This is a genomic window from Paenibacillus sp. PastM-3, from assembly GCF_029893965.1.
Classification (GTDB): Bacteria; Bacillota; Bacilli; order Paenibacillales; family Paenibacillaceae; genus Paenibacillus_AQ.
Genome location: NZ_JARXXP010000003.1, coordinates 47211 through 60340, shown reverse-complemented (window position 1 = coordinate 60340; position 13130 = coordinate 47211). Strand labels below are relative to the sequence as shown.

Below are 13130 nucleotides of genomic sequence, written 5' to 3'. Positions count from 1 at the left end.
GCAAGCCTAAGCGGGCCATACCATAATCACTGACTTCGGTTCGATAACGGAGGATTAGGCACAGAAAACCCGGCCCTTCATTTGCATTGAAGGAGACCGGGTTACTTTGTTAAAACAGGCTTGTAAACGTGCGCCGGAGTTTGGCATACCGTATCATCAAGGCTTAACCTGTTCCATAATAATCGATTCTCGCTTTGAGCAGGCATTCCTCAAGCCCGCCAATGACAATATCCATCGGCACCGCAAGCATCAGATTCAGCGGCAGATCAAAATCCTCCACATGCATGCCGTCACTATACAATCCAGTAATGGGATCTATAGAGGCCCCAAGCCGTTCACTCATACTCCGGCCATCCGCAATATATCCATATAGCTTTTTGCCGAGCGCATATCCAAGCCCGCATTCGAATACCGTACCGGAATCCGGCTCAGCACCGCGAAAGGGGTTCAGATTGGCCATAACAATATCCGCTTCACGGATGAGGCCATCGTTAGCATGAAAGATCATTGCAGCCGTATCTCTTTGCCCCAAATTGTCGTAGTTCTCTTTATCCAGCGGAAAAAGCCCTTCAAACCCGTATTTGCGGCAGCTTTCCCGCATCCTCTGCCCCTCCTCTAACGCATCGGAACGGAATACGTGAAAGCCTGCCAGATATATGGTCGGCAATCGAAAGGTTTGCCAAGTCAGAGCGCATGGATTCAGTGTCTGTCCCAGAACAGCCTGCTGCGCGGCTTCCTTGCTGCCGAATACGTAGCTCTCTACATCAGCGGTGCCGCCGGACTCCCGGTTGACAGCCCTGACACTGCCGTCGTAGGGATATTGCACATAAAATGTCTGTCCGCCTAAAATACGGGCCCTGCACCTGGCAACAACGCCTGCAATGACAATATATTGTTCAGATTCCCCAGAGACCTGCTCTTCCACCTGATGCAACTCCTTTCGGACTACTTCTGCTCCAGCAGCGAAAATACCATGTCACGGAACAATTCCAGGTCTGCCTCCATACATACTTCCGCATTAGGCTCTTTGTTCAGTATGCCATTCTGGTCAACCAGGCTGTACCCTTTGGTCAGCTCGCTTTTATGTTCGACATCAATATAAAAACGGCTTGAACGTGCCATAACCCGGTTATCGATCGCCATAGCTACCGTAAGCGTATCCGGATGGGAGATTCTGCGCCCGCCGCCCCGCTTCAGCCCCAGCTCCATGCCTGTCTTCAGCACCTTCATATAAAAGTCGGCAAAGCGGGAATCCATGGCCTCGATCTTCCGGAAATGCTCCTCTACCATCACCGGATTCCGCTGGCATACATCCCATCCGACCATCGTGAGATTGAAGCCAGCGTGAACAACAATATGGGCGGCCTCAGGATCCACCAGAAAATTAAATTCGGCAGCCGGACTGTCATTACCCATGAAATTGTTCGCCCCGCCCATTACCCATAAATGCTTCAGTTTTCCGGCGATTGATGGATCGAGTGAATAGGCCAGGGCCAGGTTAGTAAGCGGCGCCTGTGCAATCATCTCGATTTCCCCAGGGTACTCATTGATCAGACGGATGATGGCCAGCGCCGCATGCTCCTGCTCGGGCTTAAGTGCAGGTTCAGGAAAATTAGCTCCGCCCATTCCGTCTGAGCCGTGAATATGCTCTGCAGTGAACAGTTCCCGCATCAGCGGCTTGGCCGCTCCGGGATAGACTTTGACATCCGGGCGTTCCGCGATCTCCAGTGTGGTCAGCGCATTGCGTGTGCACAGCGGCAGGGGAACATTTCCCGCTACAGTTGTAATCGCTTTGACTTCCACATCCGGCCAGCGGAGCGCCAGCAGCAGTGCAGTACAATCATCGCCGGCAGTATCGGTATCTATCATAAGAATTTTACGGCTACTCATTTCTCACACTCCTGTTGATAATCTCATCCTGCACCCGTGATATCCTATATTCCCGCTCTAACAGCTACACGGGGCAGCGCCCTGCCACTTTCGTAAAGAATCTTCTCTTCATCCATGGTCAGGATCTGACGGTCCTTCATTACGACTTCTCCATTGATAATGGAATCGCGGACATCACTGCCGTTCACGGATTCAACAATGGTAGGGATCATCCGGTGAGTCGGACTGATATGAGGCTGATTGATATCAATCAGGATCAGGTCTGCTTTTTTGCCGATCTCAATCGTGCCGATCTGATCTTCAATCTGCAGTGCCTGTGCTCCGCCGCTCGTAGCCATCCGGATCAGCTCATGCGCCGGAATAACGACCGGATCAAAAATCGGCAATCCCCAGAAGGCGTGAAGTCCGGAACGGAATACACGCATTTCATCAAACAGGCTGAGGCTTGAGCCTGCCGCTCCGTCGCTGCCCATTCCGATGGACAGCCCCTGCTGCATCAGCGTAGGCGTTTTTGGAAAGCCATGACTGCCGAAATTGCTTCTCGGACAGTGGACAACCTTGACGCCGCGCTCCTTCATCAGGGCAATCTCGCCATCGGAGAGAACAACATTGTGCGCTGCCAGCATATTAGGGCCGAGTGCGCCGAACTGGTCGAACACCTCTGCAGGTCTTTTCTGGTAATTCTGCAGACAGTAGCTGACTTCATCCCGGTGTTCGGCGAGGTGAACATGCAGCCCGGCATTATACTCTCTGGCCTTATCTGCCATTAAAGTGATCAAAGCCGGTGTACTTGTCATTACCTGCCGTAATGCAAACCAGATACGCAGCCGCCCTTCACCCGCACCATTATAGGCGCGGTACAGCTCCTCGATCCGCGAAGCGGCCTCCTCAGGCGATGATGCCAGCATGGATTCAGGTATGAACGGGCCTGTATCCATAGTCGAACAGGTGATTGCCGCCCTAAGTCCCGATTCGATCGTCGCTTCGGCCACCTTGTGCATATGGACTCCGCCGGATTCAGCAAAGGAGGTTGTGCCCGATTTCAGCATCTCCAGACAGCTTACCTGTGCCCCCAGATAAGTATCCTCTTCACTGAGGCTGCTCTCGAACGGCACAAGGATCCGCGACCAGATCATCGGATATTCGCCAAGAGTCCGGCCCCGCAGGAATTGCTGGCAGGTATGCGTATGGGCATCCACCAGCCCGGGCATAAGCAGCTTGCCCCTGCCCTCCAGGACCTCCTTCGGCTCGTACTTGTCCTTGATCTCTTCAGCCTTGCCAATCGCGATAATCAGGGTGTCCCGGATGGCTACGTACTGGTTGTCCAGAATATCGAATTCAGGTGTCATGAGGCTGCAATCTGTAATTAATAAATCTGCCGGTTCTCTCATAAGGAATCCCTTTCTTGTTCAGAATAAGGTGTTTCATCAGGATTTGATTACTTCACTCCGCCTTCCGTCAGGCCTTGAACGATATATTTCTGGAAATACAGCACAAGCACCAGAACAGGAATGCAGGAGATTACCCCGGCCGGGAACATCAGCTCATAGGCGATGCGGTCCTGGCCGATAAATTCGGAAATACGGGACGGAAGCGTTCTGCTCCCGGAATCGGTAAGTACCGAAGCGAGCAGAAATTCATTCCACGCTCCGATGAAGACAAATACTCCAGTGGCCGTAAGGCCCGTTGCTGACAGGGGCAGCATAATCCTGAAGATGGATTGCAGCCGGGTACAGCCGTCTATCCGGGAAGCCTCCTCGATTTCATGCGGCAGAGACTGCAGAAAGGAGTAATACATCCATACCACATAAGGCAGCGAAAAGGTAATGTACGCCAGCACCAGGCCTTGAAAGCTGTACAGCAACCCGGTCATCCGCATCAATATAAACAATGGAATCAGCAAAGCCATCTGCGGCAGCATCTGTGAGCCGAGTATCGTCAGAAATACAGTCTTCCTGCCGGGAAACTTCAGCCTTGCGAATACATAGGAAGCGAACACGCCCAGAACGAGTGACAGCAGGGTGGTAAACCCGGCAACGATCAGACTGTTCCATACCGCCGTCATAAACGAACCGTTCTCAAAGAGGTTGGCATAATATTTAAACGTAAGCTTCTCCGGGATGATGACAGGCGGGCGCGACAGCAGTTCTACAGGCAGCTTCACGCTGGACAGCACCAGCCACAGAAAGGGAAAGAGCACATATAACATCAGACTGAGCGAAATGCCCCGAACCAGAATGCCTTTAACAGCACGCCGGAGGGTACGTCTGGGCGTTGCCGTGTAATTCATATTCCGTACCTCCTCGTTATTAGCTGTGCAGCGCCCGTTATTTCCCGATAATCTTCAGCACGTTAGCTTCGGCAGCTTTCAGCGCTTCCTCAGGAGTTTCCCGGCCGGCAACTGCAGCCGAAATATGTCTGGACACTTCAGTGGAAATCGCAGCGGCCTTTTCATGCTTGAACATTCCGTAAGGGTACTCCATTTGCTCCGCTACAGAAGCAAAATGAGGATTCGCTTCCTGCACCTCAGCATCCTGGAGCGCCACATTATCCACAGGAATTCGTCCTATGCCGATCGCCATCGCTTTTTCCTGTTCTGTAGAAGTCACGAATTTGATGTATTCCATCGCCTGCTCCTTGTTCTTCGAGCCTGCCGGAATCGCAAGGCCGCCTGTCTCAGCATAGGAGGCAGTCTTAAGCTCGGCTCCCGGCACCAGGGCTACCCCAACCTGTCCTGTAATCTTGGAGGTCTCCGGATTGTTGGCCAAAGGATAGGTATGCGGGGCATTCATCATCATGGCAATCGTCCCCTGTGCAAAAGCATCGGCTAATGGCGCAGTACTGTCATACTGCACAGATTGCGGACTGATGATCTTGTCTTTCAAATTCATATCCGCCATGAACTGAAGCGCCCGTACCCCCTCCGGACTGTTAAAGGTCGGCAGATCCTGTTCCTCATCCCAGAATTCCCCGCCCTCTGACCGCAGATGAACAATAAACGGTGTATAGGAGAAGGTTTCGCCCCAAGGCTCGGCATAAGGCGTTATTCCCTTGGCTTTCAGCTTCTCGGCAACAGTGGTAAACTCGGTCCAGGTTGCCGGCGGATTCTCTATGCCTGCCTCAGCAAACAGTGCCTTGTTGTAGTAGAACTGCCACGGCCACAGGTAGCGGGGAAATCCATAGATCTGTCCGCCATTCATCATCGGAGTAAAGTAGCTATCGGAAATGTTAGCTTTCATATCTTCTGTAATGAGATCATCAAGCGGGGTAAGGAAGCCTTTCGGGGCAAATTCGGCTACAAAATCATCACGGACATGCACAATGTCATATTCCGTGCTTCCGCCGGCGAAGGCGGTGGCCAGCTTGTCATGCTGCTCGGTAAAGTTCACCACTTCATAATTGACTTTAATGCCGGAGACCTGCTCAAATTCCTTAGCTTGATCCTGCCAGAACTGGTCTCCGACATACAAAACGGTAATCTCCCCTTTTTCACCGTCATCCGCTGCGCCTGCTTCGCCGTTGTCTCCGGCATTTGATCCGCTGCAGCCCGAAACCACCGTAACCAATGCCAATCCTGCAATTGCCGGGAATTTCTTCAGTTTCCACCATTCCTTTTTCATCCTGCAATCTCCTCTCGTATCCATAAATTTTGATTAATTCTCTACTTTCAGTGTTTTCATATAGAAAAAGGTGAATATCAGAGTCAAAATCGTAATGCAGTAGCTGATTGCGGCTCCATAGCCGAGGTCGAAGTTACGGAATGCCTGTTCATAGGCGAATACGTTAAGGGTCATGGTGCTGTCCTGCGGCCCGCCTTTGGTAAGCAGCCAGATCAGGTCGAACACCCGCAAGGTCCACATCGTCTCAATGACGAGCAGAACCATGATGACAGGTTTGATATGAGGCAAAATGATATGGTAGAAAGCGGTTATCGGGCCGCCGCCGTCCACTTTGGACGCTTCGTGCAGCTCTCTGGGGATGGATTGCATGGCTGCCAGCAGCAGCAAGGCCACATAGGGGACACTTTTCCATATGTCCGCGAATAAAACGGCCGACATGGCCGTATGTACGTTGACCAGCCACATTTGATATTCATCAATAAAGCCAAGTCTCAGCAGTATCTCGTTAAAGATGCCGTAATCTCCGCTGTACATCCATTGCCACATCAGGGAATTGACTACATTGGAGAGCGCCCAGGGAATCAGGAAGATCCGTTTGAAAAAACCTGCCCCCCATACCCCGAAATATATGGTCAGTGAAATGCCGAAGGCGATAGCCAGCGTAGCTACGACCTTGGTGACAGTGAAGAACACAGTGTTGGAGAGCACATTCGGAAAACGGGCGTCGCGCAGAAGCTGCATGTAATTGCTGAGTCCGACAAAATCATAGGTCATGCTGCCTTGAGTAAAAGCGACCTTGCTAAATGAGATGAACAGCGCGTATAGCATTGGTACAATTACTGTTAACAAAATAAGTGTCAGCGTAGGCATTAAATACAGATAGGCTGTCGAAGTATCACTCAGACGATCCAGCCTGTCCAGCAGCCCGCCTTTTCGCAGCCCTCCATCCTTCTTCTCCTGTTCCCGGCCTCGTCCAAAAATCATCAGAAAACGGTTTGCCTTTTCCATATGTCCTCCTTCCTGCTGCAGTCCCTGTATCCTCGGGAGCAGTTCTAAACTTCCGCGATCCGGGCTTCATAAACCCACTTGGAGCCTAACTTCAAGGAAATCGTCTGGGCAGCCTGTCTGCAACATTCATGACATTTCTCCATCTTGTCCTCCATCCGGAACTGGGGGCCAAGCACGGATATCGAGGCCACAACCTGGTTCTCATGATTTCTTACAGGAAAGGCGATTCCTACCGAGCCCATATCCACTTCCTGAAAAGTCCAGCTGTAGTCCTGCTTGCGGATTTGAGCTAGGGCTTCGCGGAGGGTATCCGGGTCGGTCTCCGTAAAAGGAGAAAATGCATGGAGTCCGGCGGCAATGATCTCTTCCTGCTCCGGCTCCGGTAAAAAGGCCATCAGCAGCTTGGTCGGGGCTCCGGCGTAGAGCGGCACTCTCTTTCCGAGCTGGGAGGTTGATTTGATCGACTCGTGGCTCTCGAACTTCTCAATACATACCCCGGAGTGTCCGTCCACTACCGTCAATAACACGGATTCTCCGGTCTGTTCGGCCAGCGTTTTTAGCTCCGGCTTGGATAAGGTCCGAAGGTTCATACCGCGGGATACTACCATACCCAGCTCGAACAGCTTCAGGCCAAGGGAGTATTTTTTATTCACTGGATTCTGGGTAACATATCCGCGCTCCTCCAGAGTGGAAAGCATGCGGTGAACCACACTTTTATAACAGTCGAGCTCCTCGCTCAGTTCTGTTACTCCCCATTCCGGCTTGGCATCAGTGAAACATTCGAGCAGCAACAGCATCCGGTGCGCTGTCTCCAGCTTGGGCTTCGTTTTTGGCTTAGATTCTGATTCCATCAGCAACAACCTCTCCATTGTCCAATTGTTCTTATTTGCGGAACTGCGTTCTTTTTTATGATCAAAAAAAATATAAACAAGATTCAGTGTTACTTAATATTACATTTTGTTGTTATTTCGGTTATTCCTATTCTGATTTATTCATAATTATAGCAAGGAATAAGCACTTTGCAAGCTTAAAATTTAAATTTTCTTAATATTATGTTATTAAAAGTAACACCGTTATAACATGATGTGACTTCGACATCCTAGCAGATAGCTTTTCAGCGGAAGGCTAGAAGCAGATACTATCGTTTCCCATTTAAGCAGGTTAATGAAACCGTGCAGTTGCTCTGACGTATGATCATTATTCAAATTATTCCCATTCGGCTCATGCGGAGGTGAACCTGACTGGAGCATTTTTATGACTTGGTTCAACTGGCATTCTCAATTGCCCTCTTTTCTTCCTTAGTTTTACTTCCATTCGCCTGTTTTTCTGCTCAGAAGATACACTGGAGTCATGAAACTGCTGCAGCCGGTTCAGCCTGGTATGCAGCTGTCAGACTGCCGCAGGTAAGCAGTATTCAGCGCTGGATCATACGTATCGCCAGACGAAGAAAAGCACCTGATGAAGACGACAATTGTCCTTCCCCACATTGATATTTCATACATTCAATCAGGGAGGACAACGATGAAAAAGATTGTATTGCTCCAAAAATGGGCCAAGCCCATTCTCGTCATGCTGATTGGAGTTCTTCCGGTCATTGTGCTCAGCGGATGTTCTGCGGCATCCCCATCAGACCCGATCAATGCCGATTCAGCAGGGCTATTTAATCACTTTTTGATTTATCCCTTTTCGGTCATGATCCAATTCTTCGCGGATGCACTTCACGGAAACTACGGATTATCGATCGTGCTGATGACCTTCATCATCAGACTTGCGATCATGCCGCTCATGATGAATCAAGCCAGGAAGCAAACGGACATGAAAGAAAAAATGGCCGTCCTGCAGCCGGAATTAGCTGCACTTAACGAGAAGTATAAGAACGATAGTAGTGTGGATGCAAAAAAACAGCAGCAGGCCGAAATGCTGCAGCTGTACCAGAAACATCAATTTAATCCCCTGAATATGGGGTGTTTACCGATGCTGCTTCAATGGCCGATTACGCTTGCATTTTATTACGCCATTCGTCGCACTCCGGAGATCGCAGCTCACGATTTTCTATGGTTTAGCCTGGGGAAACCGGATCTGATTTTGCCGCTAATTGCCGCTGCGGTGTACTACGTTCAGTTCCGCGTGTCTCAATCCGCTTCAGCGCAGATTCAGCAAAATCAAAATAAACAAATGGCATTCCTCGGATTGTTGTCACCGGTGATGATGGGTATATTTTCTTTTCAGATGCCCGCCGCGTTACCGCTATATTGGGCGGTTGGCGGCATATTCATTATCGCGCAAACGATTATACTGAATAAAATGTATACTAAGCCAAATGCAGCAAGTAAAAACCGGCCTGCCGGTGCAGAAGATTTATAGGATTGAATTGGTCATAAAAGAATAAAAACAGAGCATCCGGGGCCTTCCCCCGGGTGCTCTGTTTTATATTGGCGGCTCGTTGATAGAAGCATAGTCAACATAAATAATATTATAAAAATATGGTAAACCTATGAAGGACTGTGATAAGATGAGTGTAAGAAGTTTTTGAATTAGGTTACCTAAATCAAATGAATGGAGCAAAAAAATTGGATCATAATAAGCTTAAAGTTGGTGTCTCTAATAAAGAAGGCCAGTTAGGTTTTATCTTTTCGCGAGGTGGTCTTAGGGAAGGTTCAGGAAGAAAGAGTATCGGTGTAACTAAAAAAGTATCATTAACATTGACAGAGGAAATATGGAACAAAATCGAAGATCATTGTACTGACAATAAACTGTCCCGTTCGGAGGTTATTCGTAACATACTTGAGTCCTACTATTCAGAATAATTCTGTTCAGGGCAGGTGAGGTCTTTGCTGGTTGAGGTAACAAAAAATTCTCTTATGGATGCAGTGCGGCACGTAATAAAAGCAGTAGCCGTAAATAGTCCAATATCTATACTTCAAGGAATACATATTCAGGCAGGTGCAGATGAAGTTTGTTTTACTGCCAGTAATACAAGTATGACGATACAGGCAATGATTCCTCAAGACGGTGTTACTATGTCTGTTAAAAGAACGGGTAGCCTCGTTATACCCTCACGTTACTTTTACGAGATTATTCATAAGCTTAATGATGAAATGGTTGTTCTCGAAATGAAAGAGCCATCCATTCTTTTGATTAGATCAGACCATTATCAAATACGTTTATGCGGAATGGACTCAGCAGGATTCCCCTGTAATGATAGTGGTGAAGGACCTTCTCCTGGTAAATTACAAGTGAATAACACCTCGCTAAGATCGGCTATTAAGCAAGTAGCGATAGTGGCCTCAACATCCGAGAGCAGGCCTGTATTAACAGGAGTCTCCTTCAAATGCTACAGTAACCTCTTAACCCTTACCGCTACAGACGGAGTACGCCTTGCTTCACATACTATACATTCAGAAGGCTATACATATAACAGTATCGAAGCTATTATTCCGGCAAAAAATCTCTATGAAGTATCCAAGATGTTAGGTGACACAAATGAACTGACGGAGATTGAAGTAAGTAATAGCCGAATGAAATTTTCAAGAAAGGGACTGAAGGTAGAATTAGCTCTTATCGAAGGGATTTTTCCATCCATAACGAATATCACCCCTCAATCCTACTTATGTGAGATATTAGTTGATAAAGCATGCTTGATGAAGGCAGTTGAATGCGTAACTGTAATGGCTGGTGAAAATGTAATTAGGTTAGCTGCACTAGGAGATACATTGAAATTATCATCCAGAACAGCTGAAGTTGGAGATATCGAAAATGGTGTTTTATTACTGGAGATGCGCGGAGAAGAATTTAATGTATCCCTAAACGGAAAGTTTTTAATCGATATGCTCCGTAACAGTAATTGTACAGGTGTCCGGATAAGATACACCGGGAAAACCAGTCCCATTGTTGTACTTCCAGCTGATTCCACTATGCCTGCTTTGTTCTTGATTACTCCAGTGAGGACGCATAATTAATGTATTTCTTTTAAAACAGCGGCTACCCGGACCTGATCTTCCCGGCCCCGGCAGTCGCTGTTTGCTTTTAATAATCCCCTGTATTACTCAATGCTATACTTTATTTCATAGCTGCCCTTGGCACCTTTCCCTGTGATTTCAAACTTATACTTTCCATCCTTGTCTGCTTCAATTTCCTCACTTCCTGACTCGCCCGTGCCCAGTTCCTTCACCAGCTGGCCATCGGGATCGTATAGCTCTATCGTCAGTTCCCCTTTTTCCACCTTGGACCGGTAGTCCACAACAAGGGTGTCTCCGCTCTTCAGCTTAACCTTTTTCTCATCTGTACCGGTGAACAGCCTGTATGAAGCCTTAACTTTAGAACCGAAATCCGAACCCACGTACATTATTTTTTTATCACAGGCGCTAAGCAGCATTGCAATCACCAGCACCAGCATTCCCGTTACAACCCATTTCTTGTTCATCATTTTTGACACTCCTTATGGGTGAATTAGATTACCGCAATGAGGACACTGCACGGGATTATTTCCCGGATCAGCCGCTGCAGGAATATGCTGCCGTCTGCGGGCAAACAGATAAAGCAGCAGTCCGATAAAATTGGGAATATAGATGACGGCCAGCATCCACAGCCAGGGATTCATTTTTCTCCTGGAGGCATCTTTATAGATGAACACGGCAATCAGTACATTCAAAGCTATATATAGCAGCGTAAGTCCTGCAATCACAAGAATCCATCCATAGTCGTCACTAAAAACTTCATACATGGAAGGCGCCATTACAATGAAAAAAACGCCAAATCCCAGTACAACAACTGCCGTCAACACCCAAAAAATCCACTTTTCCAGCCCTATCCGGTTATTCATAGTACTCCTTTCCCGAAATGGTATCGTTCTAATTTTAATTTGCCGAGGTCTCAAAAGAATTTGCGGAAAGGTTATAAACCAGAAGCGCTACGGCAATGGCTTGAAACAGTGTAAAAACCAGCAGTATCACTATTTTCCAGAGTAATAAGAGCGGACCGGCCAGCAGAATAAACGCGAGAACCAGCGCTACAATGATATTCAGAGCAGCTGCACTTATCAGTAAGCCGAGAGGCTGACTCTCGCCCAGCTTCCGCAGTGTGCCCTCGGCTAAATGAGGCGGTGCGGCCACAGGTGCGTTGAAGTATTCTTTTAACAGCTGTTCATTTTCCATTGGCTCGTTCATTCTCTCGCTCCCCCATTGCTGCTTTAAGCAGCTTTTTTCCCTGATTCAGTCTGGATTTTACCGTCCCCAGCGGAACACCCAGCACCTCTCCGATACTTTCATAGCTGAATTCTTCATAATAAAACAAAATCAATGGGGCAAGATAACGCTTGGGCAGTGTTCGCAGACATTGCTCCAGGTATAGAACCTCTTCTTTTTTCATCAAAAAATCTTCTGTTAACGGCGCAGCATCCCTGGTTTCCTTAAACCTGCCGCTTTCGTCGGTCCAGGCCAGCGTCAGGCGCTCACGCAGCTTTTTCCATTTCCGGTATCGGTCTTTATGTATATTCAGGGTCACCTGGAACAGCCAGGCTTTAAACGGCCGCTCCGGATCATACTTCTCCAGCTTACGGAGTACACGTACCCACACCTCCTGAAACAGATCTTCTGCCTCCTGCTTTTCCAGGGAAAGATGATAGCAAAACCGGAATAAACTATCCCTGTACCTGTTGATCAGATGCTCAAGAGCCTCCTGCTGACCGGATCTATAGCTTTCTATAAGCTGTCTGTCGCTAATCATTCTCTCCCTCCGTCTGCTCTGTCATCTTACATTACGAATGATAAGGAGACTTTGTTCGATATTTCACAAGAAAATAAGGGGCTTGTCAAATTGTTCAAACATTCTACACAATTATCAGGGCTGCTGCAGGGTAATTTATTATTGGATAACTATGGTTTACCGTCTGTCCTCTTATGAAAGATGAACGACTTGTGAAATTCACAACGTACGCTTGACAAATAATAATTTCTAGATGATAATAATTATCAACAAAGAACTGCTATACAAGGATGGCCTACAAGCCCGCTCTTGTGCAGAAAACAATTTTAGGAGGAAAATAAAAATGTCTCTGATTGGAAAAGAAGTCCTGCCGTTTAAAGCGTCCGCCTACCACAATGGAAGTTTCATCGATGTATCCGAAGCTGATCTCAAAGGAAAATGGAGCGTAGTTTGCTTCTACCCTGCAGATTTCACTTTCGTATGTCCTACTGAGCTGGAAGACCTGCAGAACGAATACGAAACTTTGAAGAGCCTGGGTGTTGAAGTGTACTCTGTTTCCACCGATACCCACTTTACACATAAAGCATGGCACGATAGCTCCGAAGCCATCGGCAAGATCACATACATCATGATCGGTGACCCTTCCCACACCATCTCCCGCAACTTCGACGTTCTGATTGAAGAAGCCGGTATGGCTGACCGCGGAACATTCATCATTGACCCTGACGGCGTAATTCAGGCTATCGAAATCAATGCTGACGGCATCGGCCGCGATGCCAGCATCCTGGTCAACAAGATCAAGGCTGCACAATACGTACGCAACAACCCGGGCGAAGTATGCCCTGCTAAATGGCAGGAAGGCAGCACAACCCTGAAACCAAGCCTTGACCTCGTAGGCAAAATCTAAGG

Annotated in this window: 15 protein-coding genes; 4 read left to right on the top strand and 11 right to left on the bottom strand. The window is 48.1% G+C overall.

Going from position 1 to position 13130, the window contains the following annotated elements; translation table 11 throughout:
* Positions 1–163 precede the first annotated feature (163 nt).
* From M2108_RS06870 to M2108_RS06840, 7 genes are read right to left on the bottom strand one after another with little or no spacing between them, the layout of a single operon-like run.
* A complete protein-coding gene (locus tag M2108_RS06870) occupies positions 164–925 on the bottom strand; it encodes a nucleoside 2-deoxyribosyltransferase (RefSeq protein WP_277468705.1) in 762 nt (253 codons plus the stop codon).
* Between the two features lie 20 nt (positions 926–945).
* Positions 946–1890, bottom strand: a complete 945-nt coding sequence (locus M2108_RS06865) for a nucleoside hydrolase (RefSeq protein ID WP_277468706.1) — start codon at positions 1888–1890, stop codon at positions 946–948.
* Between the two features lie 44 nt (positions 1891–1934).
* Positions 1935–3281: an amidohydrolase family protein gene (locus M2108_RS06860; protein ID WP_280767964.1), complete on the bottom strand. Its 1347-nt coding sequence runs from the start codon at positions 3279–3281 to the stop codon at positions 1935–1937.
* A gap of 47 nt (positions 3282–3328) precedes the next feature.
* Positions 3329–4180, bottom strand: coding sequence for a carbohydrate ABC transporter permease (locus M2108_RS06855; protein WP_277468708.1), 852 nt, complete (start codon positions 4178–4180; stop codon positions 3329–3331).
* A 37-nt stretch (positions 4181–4217) separates the two neighbouring features.
* Positions 4218–5510: an ABC transporter substrate-binding protein gene (locus M2108_RS06850; RefSeq protein ID WP_277468709.1), complete on the bottom strand. Its 1293-nt coding sequence runs from the start codon at positions 5508–5510 to the stop codon at positions 4218–4220.
* Between the two features lie 33 nt (positions 5511–5543).
* Positions 5544–6518 (bottom strand): carbohydrate ABC transporter permease, encoded by a 975-nt coding sequence (locus tag M2108_RS06845; RefSeq protein ID WP_277468710.1) that lies wholly within the window; start codon positions 6516–6518, stop codon positions 5544–5546.
* Between the two features lie 44 nt (positions 6519–6562).
* Positions 6563–7369, bottom strand: a complete 807-nt coding sequence (locus tag M2108_RS06840; RefSeq protein ID WP_277468711.1) for an IclR family transcriptional regulator — start codon at positions 7367–7369, stop codon at positions 6563–6565.
* A gap of 670 nt (positions 7370–8039) precedes the next feature.
* Here M2108_RS06840 and yidC point away from each other — a divergent pair.
* The 3 genes from yidC (at position 8040) to dnaN (ending at position 10477) form a co-directional block, all read left to right on the top strand.
* The gene (gene yidC, locus M2108_RS06835; RefSeq protein WP_277468712.1) at positions 8040–8882 is read left to right on the top strand and encodes a membrane protein insertase YidC; all 843 of its coding nucleotides are present in this window, start codon (positions 8040–8042) and stop codon (positions 8880–8882) included.
* 188 nt (positions 8883–9070) lie between these two features.
* Entirely contained in the window at positions 9071–9325 is a 255-nt protein-coding gene (locus M2108_RS06830; RefSeq protein ID WP_277468713.1) for a ribbon-helix-helix domain-containing protein, read from the top strand.
* Positions 9326–9349: 24 nt separating this feature from the next.
* Entirely contained in the window at positions 9350–10477 is a 1128-nt protein-coding gene (dnaN, locus tag M2108_RS06825) for a DNA polymerase III subunit beta (RefSeq protein ID WP_277468714.1), read from the top strand.
* 83 nt (positions 10478–10560) lie between these two features.
* Here the strand turns inward: dnaN and M2108_RS06820 are convergent, their stop codons facing one another.
* The 4 genes from M2108_RS06820 to M2108_RS06805 are packed head-to-tail and all read right to left on the bottom strand — an operon-like array spanning position 10561 to position 12242.
* Positions 10561–10944 carry a flagellar hook assembly protein FlgD gene (locus tag M2108_RS06820; protein WP_280776940.1) on the bottom strand — a complete coding sequence of 128 codons (384 nt, stop codon included), beginning with the start codon at positions 10942–10944 and terminating at the stop codon, positions 10561–10563.
* A 12-nt stretch (positions 10945–10956) separates the two neighbouring features.
* On the bottom strand, positions 10957–11340 hold the full coding sequence (locus M2108_RS06815) for a PLDc N-terminal domain-containing protein (protein ID WP_277468716.1): 384 nt from the start codon (positions 11338–11340) through the stop codon (positions 10957–10959).
* A gap of 34 nt (positions 11341–11374) precedes the next feature.
* On the bottom strand, positions 11375–11671 hold the full coding sequence (locus M2108_RS06810; RefSeq protein WP_277468717.1) for a hypothetical protein: 297 nt from the start codon (positions 11669–11671) through the stop codon (positions 11375–11377).
* On the bottom strand, positions 11661–12242 hold the full coding sequence (locus M2108_RS06805) for an RNA polymerase sigma factor (protein ID WP_277468718.1): 582 nt from the start codon (positions 12240–12242) through the stop codon (positions 11661–11663). The genes M2108_RS06810 and M2108_RS06805 overlap by 11 nt, the downstream gene beginning before the upstream one ends.
* Before the next feature lie 322 nt (positions 12243–12564).
* Here M2108_RS06805 and ahpC point away from each other — a divergent pair, with 322 nt between their 5' ends.
* On the top strand, positions 12565–13128 hold the full coding sequence (ahpC, locus tag M2108_RS06800) for an alkyl hydroperoxide reductase subunit C (RefSeq protein WP_277468719.1): 564 nt from the start codon (positions 12565–12567) through the stop codon (positions 13126–13128).
* Positions 13129–13130: the final 2 nt, after the last annotated feature.